14 protein-coding genes and 1 pseudogene are annotated in these 16,781 nt (G+C 31.5%); 9 read left to right on the top strand and 6 right to left on the bottom strand.

Features of this window, described 5'->3' with window-relative positions; all coding sequences use genetic code 11:
• Positions 1–310: 310 nt before the first annotated feature.
• From N5D46_RS01400 to N5D46_RS01415, 4 genes and pseudogenes are all read left to right on the top strand, one after another.
• On the top strand, positions 311–1,402 hold the full coding sequence (locus tag N5D46_RS01400; RefSeq protein WP_115001269.1) for a slipin family protein: 1,092 nt from the start codon (positions 311–313) through the stop codon (positions 1,400–1,402).
• Positions 1,399–2,154: pseudogene (locus N5D46_RS01405) on the top strand (nucleotidyltransferase domain-containing protein). Before N5D46_RS01400 ends, N5D46_RS01405 begins: the two are co-directional and overlap by 4 nt.
• On the top strand, positions 2,151–3,218 hold the full coding sequence (locus N5D46_RS01410; RefSeq protein WP_280048976.1) for a nucleotidyltransferase domain-containing protein: 1,068 nt from the start codon (positions 2,151–2,153) through the stop codon (positions 3,216–3,218). Before N5D46_RS01405 ends, N5D46_RS01410 begins: the two are co-directional and overlap by 4 nt.
• The gene (locus N5D46_RS01415) at positions 3,205–4,650 is read left to right on the top strand and encodes an RtcB family protein (RefSeq protein ID WP_280048977.1); all 1,446 of its coding nucleotides are present in this window, start codon (positions 3,205–3,207) and stop codon (positions 4,648–4,650) included. The genes N5D46_RS01410 and N5D46_RS01415 overlap by 14 nt, the downstream gene beginning before the upstream one ends.
• Positions 4,651–4,693: 43 nt before the next feature.
• Here N5D46_RS01415 and hemF read toward each other — a convergent pair whose 3' ends face one another.
• Both hemF and N5D46_RS01425 read right to left on the bottom strand, forming a co-directional pair.
• Positions 4,694–5,596: an oxygen-dependent coproporphyrinogen oxidase gene (gene hemF / locus N5D46_RS01420; protein WP_280048978.1), complete on the bottom strand. Its 903-nt coding sequence runs from the start codon at positions 5,594–5,596 to the stop codon at positions 4,694–4,696.
• Positions 5,597–5,672: 76 nt separating this feature from the next.
• Positions 5,673–6,104 carry a hypothetical protein gene (locus tag N5D46_RS01425; RefSeq protein ID WP_038334655.1) on the bottom strand — a complete coding sequence of 144 codons (432 nt, stop codon included), beginning with the start codon at positions 6,102–6,104 and terminating at the stop codon, positions 5,673–5,675.
• A 290-nt stretch (positions 6,105–6,394) separates the two neighbouring features.
• On the opposite strand from N5D46_RS01425, the gene N5D46_RS01430 reads away from it, so the two are divergent.
• The gene (locus tag N5D46_RS01430) at positions 6,395–7,348 is read left to right on the top strand and encodes a 2-oxoglutarate and iron-dependent oxygenase domain-containing protein (protein ID WP_280048979.1); all 954 of its coding nucleotides are present in this window, start codon (positions 6,395–6,397) and stop codon (positions 7,346–7,348) included.
• A 61-nt stretch (positions 7,349–7,409) separates the two neighbouring features.
• On the opposite strand, the gene N5D46_RS01435 is transcribed toward N5D46_RS01430, so the two are convergent.
• From N5D46_RS01435 to N5D46_RS01445, 3 genes are all read right to left on the bottom strand, one after another.
• On the bottom strand, positions 7,410–7,856 hold the full coding sequence (locus N5D46_RS01435; protein ID WP_125349042.1) for a hypothetical protein: 447 nt from the start codon (positions 7,854–7,856) through the stop codon (positions 7,410–7,412).
• Positions 7,857–7,973: 117 nt separating this feature from the next.
• Positions 7,974–8,546 carry a hypothetical protein gene (locus N5D46_RS01440; protein WP_125349041.1) on the bottom strand — a complete coding sequence of 191 codons (573 nt, stop codon included), beginning with the start codon at positions 8,544–8,546 and terminating at the stop codon, positions 7,974–7,976.
• Between the two features lie 463 nt (positions 8,547–9,009).
• Positions 9,010–10,314 carry a M28 family peptidase gene (locus N5D46_RS01445; RefSeq protein ID WP_280048980.1) on the bottom strand — a complete coding sequence of 435 codons (1,305 nt, stop codon included), beginning with the start codon at positions 10,312–10,314 and terminating at the stop codon, positions 9,010–9,012.
• A gap of 193 nt (positions 10,315–10,507) precedes the next feature.
• On the opposite strand from N5D46_RS01445, the gene N5D46_RS01450 reads away from it, so the two are divergent.
• The 4 genes from N5D46_RS01450 to N5D46_RS01465 all read left to right on the top strand — a co-directional run bounded on the left by N5D46_RS01450 (position 10,508) and on the right by N5D46_RS01465 (position 16,241).
• Positions 10,508–11,686: a thiolase family protein gene (locus tag N5D46_RS01450; protein WP_115001279.1), complete on the top strand. Its 1,179-nt coding sequence runs from the start codon at positions 10,508–10,510 to the stop codon at positions 11,684–11,686.
• A 157-nt stretch (positions 11,687–11,843) separates the two neighbouring features.
• Positions 11,844–12,797 carry an acetyl-CoA carboxylase carboxyltransferase subunit alpha gene (locus N5D46_RS01455; protein WP_038334644.1) on the top strand — a complete coding sequence of 318 codons (954 nt, stop codon included), beginning with the start codon at positions 11,844–11,846 and terminating at the stop codon, positions 12,795–12,797.
• A gap of 99 nt (positions 12,798–12,896) precedes the next feature.
• Positions 12,897–14,456, top strand: coding sequence for a replicative DNA helicase (gene dnaB, locus N5D46_RS01460; RefSeq protein ID WP_115001280.1), 1,560 nt, complete (start codon positions 12,897–12,899; stop codon positions 14,454–14,456).
• A gap of 411 nt (positions 14,457–14,867) precedes the next feature.
• Positions 14,868–16,241 carry an NAD-dependent succinate-semialdehyde dehydrogenase gene (locus tag N5D46_RS01465; RefSeq protein ID WP_280048981.1) on the top strand — a complete coding sequence of 458 codons (1,374 nt, stop codon included), beginning with the start codon at positions 14,868–14,870 and terminating at the stop codon, positions 16,239–16,241.
• 58 nt (positions 16,242–16,299) lie between these two features.
• On the opposite strand, the gene N5D46_RS01470 is transcribed toward N5D46_RS01465, so the two are convergent.
• Complete coding sequence (locus N5D46_RS01470) at positions 16,300–16,698, bottom strand: group III truncated hemoglobin (protein WP_019975256.1); 399 nt, start codon at positions 16,696–16,698, stop codon at positions 16,300–16,302.
• Positions 16,699–16,781: the final 83 nt, after the last annotated feature.

Below are 16,781 nucleotides of genomic sequence, written 5' to 3' on the forward strand. Positions count from 1 at the left end.
AAATGATTTGAAAAAAATGATTAAAACAAGAAATCAAAATAAGCTGCTCAAACTTCAAATTCCGTTTTAAAAAAGAAAAATGATTTAGCTTTTTTAATTAAAAAATTTAGAAAAAGATTCTTCGATAAACTCAGAATGACAATAATTCGTCAATTCGAGTGATTTTTCGAAATGAAAATAAAGAAAAATTGTATCGAGAATAGAATTAAAAAATAGTCATCCTGAACTCGTTTCAGTATCTCATAATAAAGATTCTTCGACAGGCTCAGAATGACAAAAAAAATAGTAAAAACCTATAAAAAATAATAAAATGAAAAAATTAGCAATTAACAACCAAGAAATTGGAATCTATATCAAAAATAACGAAGTAGATAAAATTTACTCAAAAGGAAATTATTGGATTTTCTTTAATAAAAACATCGAAAAATTAAACATCAACGAAATAATTGATGAAAAATACCACACAATGTTTTTAGAAAATGAAACATTGAAATCGATGGTAGATTTTATCGAAGTATTACATAACGAAGTGTTGATTATTTACAAAAACAATCAATCGTACGATTCATTTTACAATAAAAATGTGATGATTTGGAAAAATTCGACTCAATTAAAAGCTGTAAAATTTGACTTGAATTCTACTGACGAAATTAAGAATTTAACAAAAAGAGAAATAGATATTTTAAGAAAAACTGGTGCGATTCGTATTATTTCTATTCCAACTTATCATGAAGGAATTTTGTTCAAAGACAATGAATTTAATTCAGTTTTAAAAGCTGGCGAGTATAAATTTTATAACAACGAAGTTAAAATCTCGATGGTATCTTTTGATATGCGTCCGCAAACAATTGAAATTTCGGGACAAGAAATTTTGACGAAAGATAAAGCGCAATTACGAATCAATTTTATGGTAAATTATCAAATTACTGATTTGTTAAACGCTTATCAATCGAACAAAGATTTCGAGAAAATGATTTATCAAGCCATTCAATTAGGTTTGAGAGAATTTATTGGAAACATGAATTTTGATGATTTGATGTCAGATAAAAATTCGGTAACGAATTATATCATTCAAAAATATCAAGCTCAATTCCAAGAAATTGGTCTAAAATTGATTGACGCAGGTATGAAAGACATTATTCTTCCAGGAGAAATAAGAGAAATTATGAACCGTGTTTTGATTGCCGAAAAAACGGCTCAAGCTAATTCGATTACGCGTCGTGAGGAAACTGCTTCAACAAGAAGCTTGTTGAATACAGCAAAATTAATGGAAGAAAACGAAACATTATGGAAATTGAAAGAGATGGAATACATCGAAAAAATTGCTGATAAAGTAGGAGAAATCTCAATTTCTGGTGGGTCGAATGTATTAAATGAACTAAAAACAATGTTTACAAAATGAAACCAATCATACAAAATAAATTAAAAGAAATAGAAGATAAATATAACGTCAAAATTCTTTTTGCTGTAGAATCTGGGAGCCGCGCTTAGGGCTTCCCTTCTACTGACAGCGATTACGATGTACGATTTATTTACACACGAAATATTAACGATTATCTAAAAATTGATTCTGTTGATGATTTTATAGATTTAGAAATTGTAGATGAACTGGATTTTAAAGGTTGGGATATTCAAAAGGTTTTGCGCTTAATGTTGAAATCAAATTCGAGTATCAACGAATATTTACAATCTCCAATTCATTATATTTCTAATGAGATTTTCGAAAAAGAATTGTTCAATTTAGCTGCTTCACAATTCAATTCTCAAAAAGTTACCATGCATTATTTGGGAATTACAACAAAGCGATTGATTGAAATGGAACATCAAAACGAAATTAAACTCAAAAGTTTGTTTTATACTTTACGTTCGGTTCTTTCAGCGAAATGGATTGTAGAAAATAAAACAATTCCTCCGATGGAATTTGAAAAGTTAAAATATTTAATCGAAGATAAAACAATCGAAAATCAAGTGGATAAATATCTTGAAATTAAATCTAAAGTTGATGAAAGTTTTAGAATCTCAAAAAATGAAGAAACTTTAAATTGGATAATTAATTTGAAAAATGAATTAAAAATTAAATCAGAAAAATTGCCTAAAATTGAATTTGATAAAAATAAAATCAATGCATTTTTCATTAAAACCGTAACAAAATGAAACTAACTATAGAAGATCTAAAAAGTCAAAACTTAATTTTATTTGAGTGTATAAGCGGAAGTAAAGCGTATAATTTAGCGACCAAAAATTCTGATACTGATATTCGTGGCGTTTTTTATTTGCCGAAAAATGAATTTTATGGTTTCGAATATCAAGCACAAATTAGCAACGAAACCAATGATATTCTGTATTACGAAATCGGTCGATTTATTGAATTGTTATTGAAAAATAATCCAAGTTGTTTAGAAATTTTAGCGACTCCAGAAGAATATATTTTGTACAAATCGCCTTTGTTAGATGAATTAAATTACAAAGATTTTATCACATCAGAAGTTGAGAAAACATTTGTTGGATATGCATTGAGTCAAATCAAAAAAGCAAAAGGTTTAAACAAGAAATTTCTAAATCCAATAGATAAAAACAGAAAAATAGTTCTTGATTTTTCTTATATTATTGATGACAATAAAACTATTTCTTTTGCTGATTGGCTCATTTCAAATTCTTATAAACAAGCGTTTTGTGGATTAAGTAAAATCAATCATTCAAAAGATTTATTTGCACTTTATTACAGTGAAAAATTTAATTATAAAGGAATTATAAAAGATGAAAAGAATGATGATATTCGTTTGAGTGAAATTCCGAAAAATGAAAAACCAATTGCCTATTTCATTTTCCAAAAAGACGAATATTCCGCTTATTGCAAGCAATACAAAGAATATTGGGATTGGATGAAATTGCGAAATGAAGAGCGATACACAACTAATATTGCACATGAAAAAAATTACGATAGTAAAAATATGATGCACACGATTCGTTTATTAAAAGTTGCAAAAGAATTAGTGGAAACTGGAAATCTAAATGTAAAACGAACAGAAGATCGTAACGAATTATTAGCTATAAAAAATGGAGATTTTTCTTATGAAGAAGTAATCGAAAAAGCTGAAAATTTACAACGAGAAATTGAAGAAAAATCGAAATTAAAACGTCTTCCATCCGAAATAAACTCTTCGAAAGTGGAAGAATTTTTAATTAACCTTAGAACCAAATTATATGAAAACAAATGAACAACAAAATAAACCAATCAATGGAAATGATTTGATTGCCTTGGGTTATCCTGAAAATGAAATTTTAGGAATTGCCTTAAAAATCAACAAAAAAAGAAATGGTTACACAAAAGCAGAAATGCTTGATAAATATGCGCAAGTTTTATCTTCTCCCCAAGATTTCTTAGAAGATAAAATTTTCAAAACGCTTGCAAATGGTTTTATCAATGGAATTCATTTACCTCAACAAGATGAAAACTTAATTGAATTGAATGAAAATCCAACCGATTTCAAAATTTATGGTGCGGAAAAAATTGAGGACGGCGCTTTAGAACAAATGAAAGTCGCCATGAAACTTCCTGTTACCGTTGCTGGCGCAATTATGCCAGATGCGCATCAAGGTTATGGATTACCAATTGGCGGAGTTTTAGCAACCAAAAATGCGATTATTCCTTATGGTGTCGGCGTTGATATTGGATGTAGAATGGCTTTATCGATTTATGATTTACCTGCTTCTCATTATTTTGAACATCACGATTCATTAAAAGAAACTTTGATCAAAAATACAAAATTTGGTGCAGGACATGGTTTTCATGGTCAATACAAAGCTGAACATCAGATTTTAGATGATGCAAAATTCGAGACGAATTCATTTATTCAAAATTTAAAAGATAAAGCGTGGTCGCAATTGGGTTCTTCTGGTGGAGGAAATCATTTTGTAGAATTTGGTTTGATTGATTTCAAGGAAGATGATGAAAAACTGAACATCAAAAAAGGTTCATATTTGGCTTTGCTAACGCACTCTGGATCGAGAGGTTTTGGCGCTACAATCGCTGGACATTATACCAAAATTGCAAAAGAAATTTGTAAACTACCATACAAAGCACAAAATTTAGCTTATTTGGATTTGGATTCAGCCGAAGGTCAAGAATATTGGATTGCGATGAATTTGGCTGGCGAATATGCTTCGGCTTGTCACGAAATTATTCATCAAAAAATTGCAAAATCTGTCGGTGCAGAAGTTTTAGCGAAAGTAGAAAATCATCATAATTTTGCTTGGAAAGAAATTTACAATGGCGAAGAAGTAATTGTTCATCGAAAAGGTGCAACACCAGCTTCTAAAGATGTGATGGGAATTATTCCAGGTTCAATGACTGCGCCAGGATTTTTGGTTCGCGGAAAAGGTGAAGAAAATTCTATTCATTCGGCTTCTCATGGTGCTGGTCGAAAGATGAGCCGAACACAAGCAATTAAATCATTATCACAAAACAAGATAAACGATTATTTAAATGATTTTGAAATTACATTAATTGGTGGCGGAAAAGATGAAGCGCCAATGGCATATAAAGATATTCACGAAGTAATGGCTGCGCAACAAGATTTGGTGGATATTGTGGCAACTTTTACACCAAAAATGGTCCGAATGGCAGATGACGGATCGAGAGAAGATTAAAAAAATGCCTGAACAATTGTTCAGGCATTTTATATTTTATTGATTAAATCCAATCTTTTGGATGCTTCAAAACATCAACTAATTTATATTCTTCCGAACCTTCTTCTGGCTGATGATTGTAGTGCCATTGTACATGTTTCGGCAAACTCATCAAAATAGATTCTATTCGACCATTGGTTTTCAAACCAAACAAAGTTCCTCTATCATGAATTAAATTAAATTCCACATAACGACCTCGTCTAACTTCTTGCCATTCCTTTTGTTCAGCAGAAAATTCATCATTTTTGTGTTTTTCAACAATCGGAATATACGCCTCCAAAAATGAGTTTCCTACTTCTGTTACGAAATCATACCATTGTTCAACTGTTTTTTCTGAAGTTGGTTTCAAATAATCAAAGAACAAACCTCCTATTCCACGCGCTTCTTCACGATGCGTATTCCAAAAATATTTATCACATTCTTCTTTATACTTCGGATAAAACGCCACATCATGCGCATCACAACTTTTTTTACAGATCGTATGCCAATGCATCACATCTTCTTCGTCCAAATAATATGGCGTCAAATCTTGTCCACCTCCAAACCATTGATCCACAACATTTCCTTCTTTGTCATACATTTCAAAATATCTCCAATTTGCATGAGTCGTCGGAATATGTGGACTTGTTGGATGAATAACCAAACTCAATCCACAAGCAAAAAATTTACCCGATGAAACATTCAACGCTTTTTGCATTGTTTCGGGCAATTCACCATAAACTTTCGAGATATTAACACCAGCTTTCTCAAAAACAGCTCCGTCAGTTAAAACACAAGAAAGACCTCCGCCTCCTTCTTCGCGTTCCCAATTATCTCGTAAAAATTTTGCTTTACCATCAACTTCTTCAAGTTTGGCAATAATTTTATTTTGTAAGTCTTGTATATATTGAAAAAATTGATCTTTCATCATAAATATTTTTGCAAATATAGAATGAAATCTCCTTGTGGTAAAATTAGCCTTAAGATTAATAAAACTTCAAACCTTAATTTATAATTTTAAATGGTATATCAAAAATTAATCTTGCAGCTTCTCCTTTTTCAGTAACAGCAGGAATTATTTTTTTGTTGTCTTTTTTCAATTTTACAACATAATTCACAAAAGCCTCTTCAATAAGTAATTTCTCTGAATCATTTCCAATTACTTCTAAATCTTGAAACTCACCTTCTTTATTTATCTGAAATTTAACTTTTGCATTTACATTTATTTCATTAATTGTCAAACCATTATTTTTTAACACCTGTTCAACTTCAAGCAATAGCTGTTTATTAAAATCCTTACTAAAACAGTCTGCTAACTTCTTTACACCTTTCTTTTCAAATTTTTCACAACCAGGATAAATCATCATCCTAGCCTTCCCTTTTTCTTGAGCAAAGACAATTGAACTAAATAATAAAAAAGTAAATAGTAATTTCATTCATTTTAATTTTTTGTAATATAACAAAACCCATATCCATTATCAGAATTATAAGTAATATATATTAAAATACAATTTTAAATAGTAAATGCTTATATTTATCAAAATCAATAGAACCTTCAAAATAAACTTAATATCATTAAAAATAAATATTTTAGCCAATTAAAATCATTTAAACGATTTAATTTTAAATCAAACCAATAGCAATCCAAAAAAGTTATTAACAATATTATTCACAAAAGAAATCTTTCTATACCTTTGCAGAAGAAATTTTATAAAACAAAATATAAATGTCACAAAACGGAATTCCATCGGTTAATTTAGCAGACTTTTTATCTGATGATCCTGCAAGAAAACAAAAATTTGTCAACGAAATTGGTCAAGCATACGAAGAAATCGGATTCGTTGCTTTGAAAGGACATTTTTTATCTGACGAATTAGTTGAAAATTTATATAAAAGCGTTCGCGAATTCTACGCTTTACCTACAGAAACAAAACAAAGTTATGTAGTAGAAGGAATTGGTGGTCAACGCGGTTATACAGCTTTCGGAAACGAACATGCTAAAGGTAGAACTGTTGGTGACTTGAAAGAATTTTGGCATTTTGGACAGTATTTATCTGAAGAAGATAAAGCGAAATACAACTATCCAGAAAATGTTGATGTAAACGAAGTTCCAGGTTTTAACACTTATGGTGAAGAAACATACAAACAATTAGAAAAAACTGGAGTTTACGTTTTACGTGCTTTGGCTTTATTCTTAGGTTTAGACGAGTTTTACTTTGATGATAAAGTGAAAAACGGAAACTCTATTTTGAGAGCAATTCACTATCCTCCTATCACGGAAGAACCTAAAGATGCAGTTCGTGCAGGTGCTCACGGAGATATTAACTTGATTACATTGTTAATGGGAGCGCAAGGTCGTGGATTACAAGTGCAACGTCATGATGGAACTTGGGTTGATGCAATTGCTGCTGACGACGAATTGGTGATTAATGTTGGTGACATGTTATCTCGTCACACAAACAACAGATTAAAATCAACAATTCACCAAGTGGTTAATCCAGAGAAAGAATTATGGGGAACATCTCGTTTTTCTATTCCATTCTTTATGCATCCAATTTCTGAAATGGATTTATCTGTTTTAGAAGATTGTGTAACAGAAGAAAATCCAAAACAATTTGAAGATATTACAGCTGGAGATTTCTTGACTCAGCGTTTAAGAGAAATTGGTTTAATTAAATAAGCCATATTTAATCTATTATTTCATAAAAAAAGAGAGTTGATTTCGTCAACTCTCTTTTCGTTTACATGCCTCTTACGTACATGTTGTAGTTAAAAATATCCAAACACAACAAGGTGTATTTATAATCATTTTTATTGATATCCACTTCCAAAACTGGATCCGAATTATAAAATCTAATCTTTAGATTATCATTCTTATCCAACAATAAATAAATGGACGAAATCGTTGGACGAATATCATTCATCCAGTTTTTTAAAGATTCTTTTGAATCTTTAATCAACTCAAATTTTTGAAAATATTCGTGAAAAAAATTCTCTAAACGTTGCACTTGTGTCAAACGATCCAATTCACGATATAAATCGATAAAAACGCATAATTTTTCGCGCTTTGGACAAACACATGGATATGGATGTTCTCCATTATAAAGCCATCTTTGCCACTTTTTACAAGACGTTTGTTCTATTGCTTTCTCAAATTCATCTTCGTATTTTAAAAGCCACCAATTCATACGGCAAATCCGTAAATTGCCTTTTGATAACTGCAAAAGCTCGTCTATATAAGCGCTAACGTTTAACATCAATTAAAAATTTGAGTCTTGCTAATTTACAACTTTTCTGATTGAATTTTAATGTTTTAATAATAATTTTTCAAATTTTAGAATCTTAAATTGCTCATCAAACAAAACGTTATAAAAGAACATTTTTTCCTTCATCGTTTTATTTTTCATTTGCACATTTCGAACTGGAATTAAGACGTTAAATTGAAATTCTCTATCCTTCTCAAAATGATTAACAGCCGCATAATAAATCAAATTGTACCACGAATCGATTGGTGCATAAATCCCATAAAAGTCAGGATATAACGCATCTGCTTCATCTTTGTAAACATTGGTAATCGAATAATTATCAATCTCAAATTTCGAAACGCATTTATAGGTTGTTAATTTAGAACAAATTGAAGTGTCTTGTAGATATTTCGCCGAATCTAATTTCAGCCCAAATTCGTCCATTTTATAATCTTCAAACTTATTAATCGTAGGATCTACCACAATTTTTTTGTTCGGAAATTCTAAACTTTGTTTTTGGATATCTTGTAAAATAGTATCGTAAATTTTTGTTCGAATTTGATTTGGGTTAACATTTTGCGCATCAACAAATAACACAATATGTAAGGAAAAAACCAATAAAAAAAGTCTCATTTTGGCGTTTTGGTTTAAAATTTGTTTAAATTTATGAAGTCTTTACGATTCAAAAATCAAATTTAGTTGAAAAGATTTCAAATCTTATCATTTCATCATATTTTCGTAAACAAATAGTTAAAAAGGTGTTAAAGTACGCTTTCATACAATTACACTTTAACTATTATTGTTTGTTTTTAACAAATTAATACAAAGTTTAATATCCGACAACAAACGTTTATTATAAATATTCTCTATAACTATTATAAATAAAATCTTTTACAATTTTTCCAAACAAGACATAAAAGTTAGACATTTGCAGTGTCAAATAATTTATTCATAGATAGTAAGACAAAGAGTAACAACGAGTATAACGAAATTGATTTATGAAGTTTGGAATTACTCGCACTCTTTTTACTTTTTAGAGTTTTTTATAGTAGTTTAGGTTGGTTAGTAATCCGTTCACTTTGAACGGATTATTTTTTTATAGCTTATCAATAAAAGCTTTCAACAAATTATATACTTTTTCAGAGGAACTCAAATCCAAACTTTCAGCTGTATCATTGGGATCATGATAAAAACCTTTTCCTCCTAATGTGTAAATAAAAAACGACGGAACACCTTTCAAATAAAACGGACAATGATCGGAATTACACGATTCTCCTCGAATTTTAACTTCTTTTAGGTATTTATTTGTTTGATTGAATTCAACTAATTTTTCAAATTGATTTTTAAAAACTTTACCATTCACAACTTGAATTCCTTGATCGCCCGCTCCCATAATATCTAAATTGACTAAAAATTTGATTTGATTCAATGGAAAAAGAGGATGATTAACATAATAATCTGCGCCTAAAATCCCCGCTTCTTCACCTGCAAAAGCCATAAAAACTGTTCTATAATTAGGCTGATGTTTTGAATAATACTTCATCAGCGCCATCATCATTGCAGTTCCGCTCGCATTATCACTCGCTCCAGGAAAAATAGTTTGTCCAACTTTCCCTAAATGATCATAATGAGCAGAAATCACAATTACGCTATCATTGTTCTTTCCGTCAATGTAACCAATTATATTATTTGCTTCGAATGAATTATTTAACTCTGAATCAATAGAATAATCGTTTATTTTTAAATTTTTAGAATAAAATTTATCCGAAATAATAAATTCTGAAATAGAAGATTGTCGTTGACTAAGACTTGAAGTCAATTTATCTGATGTAAATCTAAAAATCGCTCGATTTTTATTTTCATTTTTCTCATAAATATTCGCCCATTGTTTGTAATATTTCTGAATAGAATCTACAGAAGTCACTAAAGGCGGCAAAATAATATGTTTTCCTTTTTGCGATTCATCATCTTTCACAATAAAATCCCTCGTTTTATCTTTCGACTGAAAAGATTCCACATAGGCTTTTGTGTCAAAAATATAAAAAGGTGAATTGGTTTTCGAAATTGATTTAGAACTTGGCTTTACAATAAAATCAATTCCATATTTTAATTCTTTTCCATTAATTTTCAGTTTTGCATCTTTGATAATATTAATCGGAAAAGTAAATGTTTGATTATAACGATTAGAAAAAGACTTCAATCCATTTTTTTGAAATTCGTTTTGTAAATAAATTCCAGCATTTGTCATTCCATTTTCTACATAACCTCTGCCAGCAAACGAATTTGACGTAAGCGAATCTAAAATTGATTTAAAATATTTTTGATCAAAGGTTTGCGCATTTCCGATTGTAATTACAAAACACGAAATCAAACCAAATAATATCATTTTATTCTTCAGCATTTTAATCATTTTATTCTTCAAAAAATATTCTATTCTAAGATAATTATCATTTTAACAAAAAAAATCAATTATCTGTATTAAGTCAATAACAAATTTAAAAAATCTTTAAAAAGTAAATCAAATTAATACTACTATAAATTTTATATCTTGCATTATTAAGTTATCATAATAAAAACAACAAATCACAAATTAAATGAAAGAAGTCGTAATAGTTTCAGCTGTTCGTACAGCAATGGGATCTTTTTTGGGAAGTTTATCTAACGTTCCAGCTACAGATTTAGGCGCAACAGCTATTAAAGGAGCTTTAGATAAAATCAACTTAGATGGATCTTTGGTTGATGAAGTATATATGGGAAATGTATTGCAAGCTGGTGAAGGACAAGCACCTGCTAAGCAAGCAATGATAAAAGCAGGTTTACCAAATACAATTCCTGCAACAACGGTAAACAAAGTTTGTGCCTCTGGTATGAAAGCTGTAATGTTTGCTACACAAGCAATTCGTTTAGGTGACGCAGATGTTGTAGTTGCTGGAGGAATGGAAAACATGTCGATGGTTCCTTTCTATTCACCAAATGCAAGAACTGGAAATAAATACGGAAATACTGTTTTGTTAGATGGAATTGTGAACGATGGTTTACAAGATTACTACAGCAAAGAAATGATGGGACTTTTCGGAGATACTTGTGCAACTGAGTTCAATATTTCTCGTGAAGAGCAAGATGAGTTTGCAATTAATTCTTACAAAAAATCTGCTGCTGCTTGGGCTGCTGGAAAATTTGACAACGAAGTTGTTCCTGTAGAAATTCCTCAACGCAAAGGAGAACCAGTTATTTTTAAAGAAGACGAAGAATATAAAAATGTAAACTTTGATAAAGTTCCAGGTTTGCGCGCTGTTTTCTCTAAAGACGGAACTGTAACTGCTGCAAATGCTTCTACAATTAATGATGGAGCTTCTGCTTTAGTATTAATGTCTTTAGATAAAGCAAACGAATTAGGATTAAAACCTCTTGCAAAAGTTATTGCTTATGCTGATGCTTCTCAAGAACCTTCAAAATTTACAACTGCACCAGCTAAAGCGGTTGAAAAATTATTGAAAAAAGCAAATATGACAGCTGCTGATGTTGATTTCTGGGAATTTAACGAAGCGTTTTCAGTTGTTGGAATTGCAAATACTAAATTATTAAACCTTGATGCTTCTAAAGTCAATGTAAATGGTGGTGCGGTTTCTATTGGTCATCCACTTGGAAATTCTGGATCAAGAATTTTGGTTACATTATTAAATGTTTTAGAGCAAAACGGAGGAAAAATTGGTGGTGCAGCTATCTGTAATGGTGGCGGTGGAGCATCTGCAATGATTATCGAAAAAATCTAATTTTAGATCAAATACACGATGAAAGCGTCTAATCTGTAGACGCTTTTTTATCTTTTGAAATTAAAATACTTGTAAAAAATCTGAAAAACATTCGACATTTATTATAATTGGCTTAAAAACCTTTTCTATATTTGTTGGATTGAACAAACACTTTTGTATGGAATATTTAGAATTTGAACAACCTATCAAAGATTTAGAAGAACAGTTACAAAGCTGTCAAATCGTCGGCGAAGGAAGCGGTGTTAACATCAAACAGGCTTGCGTTGAAATTGAAATTGCAATTGAAAATAAAAAGAAGGAAATCTATGGTAATTTAACGCCATGGCAACGTGTACAATTGTCTCGTCATCCTTCTCGCCCTTATACTTTAGACTACGCTTACGCGATCACAGATAACACGTTTATCGAAATTCACGGAGATAGAACTTTTGCTGATGATAAAGCAATGGTTGGTGGTATGGGAAAAATCAATGGTCAAACTTTTATGATTATTGGTCAACAAAAAGGAAAAAATACCAAAGAAAGACAATATCGTCGTTTCGGAATGTCTAATCCAGATGGTTACCGCAAAGCTTTACGTTTGATGAAGTTAGCAGAAAAGTTTAATATTCCTGTCTTGACTTTAGTCGACACTCCTGGTGCATATCCTGGTTTAGAAGCTGAAGAAAGAGGTCAAGGTGAAGCTATCGCTAAAAACATCTACGAAATGTTGAAACTTACAGTTCCTATCATTACAATTGTAATTGGTGAAGGAGCTTCAGGTGGAGCATTAGGAATTGGAGTTGGGAACAAAGTGTTCATGTTAGAAAACACTTGGTATTCTGTAATTTCACCAGAAAACTGTTCTACAATTTTATGGAGAAGTTGGGATTACAAAGAGCAAGCTGCTTCGCAAATGAAATTAACTGGTCCTGATATGTTAGAATTAGGATTAATTGAAGATATCATTCAAGAACCACTTGGTGGAGCACACTACAAACCAGAAGTTGCATACACAAACTTGAAAAATAAAGTTTTAGATACTTACAACGAATTGAAAAAACTTTCTCCAAAAGAATTACAACAACAACGTCAAGAACGCTACATTAAATTCGGAGAATTTTCAGGATAAAATATTGTTTTACAATAATACTTATTGTAGAATATACGATTTTAAAACGAGATATAAAATTAGTTATATCTCGTTTTTTTATTTAATTTTGGAACTCTTATGGAACAAGCAAATTATAATCCCGAAATACCAGCTAACAAGCACAATGTCATTGGTTTAGAGAAAGGTAAACTTCCTCCTCAAGCTGTTGATTTAGAGCAAGCTGTACTTGGCGCGATGATGATTGATAAAAAAGGGTTGGATGAAGTCATAGACATTCTTACGCCGCAAGTTTTTTATCGTCCAGAGCATCAGGCGATTTATGCTGTCATTCAAAAATTATTTAACGATTCAGAACCAATTGATTTATTAACGGTTTCGAATGAGTTGAAAAGTGAGGGCAAATTAGATCGTGTTGGAGGTGATTATTATTTGATTCAATTAACGCAAAAAGTTTCTTCTTCTGCGCACGTGGAATATTATGCTCGTGTAATTCAAGAAAAATACATTCTTCGTCGTTTAATTGAAATTTCGAATCAAGTCATTGAGAAATCATACGATGACACTGCCGATGTATTTGATTTACTGGATTATTCTGAATCGAAATTATTCGAAATTACAGAAGGTGGAATCAAGCGTAGTTATTCGGAAGCAAGAGATTTAGTTACAGAAGCGATTGACAAAATTAAAGCCCAATCTACCAAAGAAGGAATGTCTGGTTTATCTTCTGGATTTACAGAAATTGATAAAATTACTTCGGGTTGGCAAGAATCGGATTTGATTATCTTAGCCGCTCGTCCTGGTATGGGGAAAACCGCTTTTATCCTTTCGATGGCGAAAAATATGACGGTGGACAAAAATATTCCAGTTGCTGTTTTTTCATTAGAGATGTCTTCTGTTCAGTTGATTACGCGTATGATTTCGGGTGAAACTGGAATTTCGGGTGAAAAATTGCGTAAAGCAAAATTAGCCGATCACGAATGGAAACAATTATATACAAAAGTAAAAGGTCTTGAAAATGCACCGCTTTACATTGACGATACGCCTGCCCTTTCTATCTTCGATTTAAGAGCAAAAGCGCGTCGTTTGGTTTCTCAACATGGTGTAAAAATGATTTTGATTGACTACTTACAGTTAATGACTGCTGGTGGAAAAGCAAATGGAAACCGTGAGCAAGAAATTTCGATGATTTCGCGCTCCTTAAAAGCAATCGCAAAAGAGTTAAGTATTCCTGTTATTGCACTTTCGCAGTTATCTCGTTCGGTAGAAACTCGTGGAGGAAGCAAGCGTCCATTATTATCGGATTTACGTGAATCTGGAGCGATTGAGCAAGATGCCGATATCGTTTCGTTTATTTATCGTCCCGAATATTATAAATTGGAATATTGGGATGATGAAAGTGAACCTTGTGCTGGACAAGCAGAGTTTATCATTGCGAAACACCGTAATGGTGCGTTAGAAAATGTACGTTTACGATTCATTAATGAACAAGCTAAATTTACCGATTTAGAAACTTCGTTTGGTGGAGATTTCGAAATTCAAAGTTCGATGAATGATGGTTCTCAAGAAATGGGAAGTGCCATGAATTTATCTGCTATTGATCCTTCTGATGCTTTTGGAGATTTCGGTGGGGAATTCACAAGTTCCATGAACAACGACGACGATAATTTACCTTTTTAGAAAATAATTTTCATTAAGTAATATTATGGTCAAGCTGAATTCATTTCAGCTTCTCATCATTATATTTTTTTATAATCAATAATATAAAAGATACCTCGACAAGCTCGGTATGACAAATCGTTATTGTTTTAAATTTATTTTACTAATTATAATATATGATAATGTGATTCTGAAACGAGTTCAGAATGACTTATCATCTTTCAAAAATATTTAAGAAATCTAAAACCTTAAACATTTCGAAAAATAGAAATTTCTTAATTCAACAAACAATCATCTAGATTAAATTAATATAAAAACTAAACAATCAACTACATTTAGTTTTATTCAACAAACTATCAGTTTTATTTATCCTAAAAGTTTTGTTAGGAACGAGAATTGCTACAACTTTGTATACATTAAATAAAGAGTGAAATGGCAAGTTCAATCAGAACATTAAATCCTGCTACAGGTAAAATCGAAAAAGAATTTCAAGCCTACACAAGCGAAGAAATCAATCAATATATAGACGACGCAAACGAATTATATCAAACATGGCGATTCGAATCTTTCGAAGAAAGAAAAGCTGTTATGAACCGTGTTGCAAACGAAATGCGCAAGCAAAAAACTCGATTAGCTGCTTTGATTACAACAGAAATGGGAAAACCATTGTATGAGAGCGAAATCGAGATTGATTATAGTGCAAATATCATCGAATATTACGCTGATAATGCAGAAGAATTCTTGGCAAATGTTCCTTTACAAACAGAAAAAGGTGACGCTTATGTGGTCTCAGAACCAATTGGTGTGTTGTTAGGTGTTATGCCTTGGAATTTCCCTTTTTCTCAAATTGCGCGTTTTGCCGGACCTCACATTATGGCTGGTAACACAGTTGTTTTGAAAACAGCTTCTAATATTCCGCAATGTGGAATCGCTTTCGAAGAAATGTTTACAGCTGCTGGCGCTCCAAAAGGTTTGTACAAAAACTTGTTGATGTCAGGAAAAGACACAGATACAATTATCAATAACCCAAAAATTGTTGGAGTTTCTTTAACTGGTTCCGAAGCTGCTGGTGCAGAGGTTGCAAGTATCGCGGGTAAAAATGTAAAACCTTCGGTTTTAGAACTTGGTGGTTCTGATCCAATGATTGTTTTGAATGATGCGGATATCGAAAAAGTGATGAGCGGAACAATTAACGGTCGTTTACGTAATGCTGGACAAGCCTGTACTTCTTCGAAACGTATTATTGTACAAGAAGGTATTTACGACGAATATTTGAAAAAAATTACAGACTATGTAAACGGAATGAAAGTTGGCGATCCTACACAAGCAGATACCAATATGGGACCTGTAAGTTCGGAAAGTGCATTAGAAAAATTAGTTGAGCAAATTAATGATTCAGCTAATAAAGGCGCAACAATTGTTTCGGGAGGAAAACGTATTGATCGTGAAGGTTTCTTTTTACAACCAACAATTTTGACAGATTTAAAACCTGGAATGAAGGCTTATGACGAAGAAGTTTTTGGACCTGTGGTTTGTATTTGGAAAGTGAAGGATGTAGAAGAAGCAATCAAAATTGCGAATGATACGCCTTACGGATTAGGTGCTTCTATTTATACAGAAGATGTTCCGAATGCGGAGAAAATCGCTCGTAGAATAGATTCGGGAATGGTTTACGTAAACAAACAAGTTTCTTCAAGCCCAGATTTACCTTTCGGTGGTGTGAAACATTCAGGTTACGGACGAGAGCTTTCTAAAGCTGGAATCATGGAATTTATTAATAAAAAATTAATCATGATTGCGAAATAATTTTTCAATCATATCTAAAATAATAAAAAAATGCAACTTTTATGAAGCTGCATTTTTTTTATTGAATAAACCCTTGTTTTTGTTCCATTTGGTCAATTTTGAAAAGAATTAAATCACGCATAATTTTTGCTCTATTTTTTGCTTCATTTGCTATTTCTCCTTCAAATTTTTCGTCAATTATTCCGTACCACAATTCAATCCAACGCTCGAAATGATGCGGTTTTAATTTCTCTTTCTGACTCAAAACCAAATGTGTTCGCATTGGCCAACCTTCAAAAGTTGCTTTTCCTAATAAAACAGTTTCCCAAAACTGAATCATATGCGGCAAATGTTCGTCCCAATTTACCTTTGCAACTTCCGAAAAAAAGTAACCAATGACATCATCTTTTTGCACTTTATCGTAAAACGTATTTACCAATAAAGCAACATCTTCTGAAGTTTCGATATCTTTTTTCATTAAAACAAATTTACAAAGAACTTAATTCAATTCATCAATGTTTTTAATCACGAAAAAATGCAGTAATTTTACAGTCTCATAAA

Origin of the sequence: Empedobacter sp. GD03865, assembly GCF_029840775.1 — a bacterium.
Lineage (GTDB): Bacteria > Bacteroidota > Bacteroidia > Flavobacteriales > Weeksellaceae > Empedobacter > Empedobacter falsenii_B.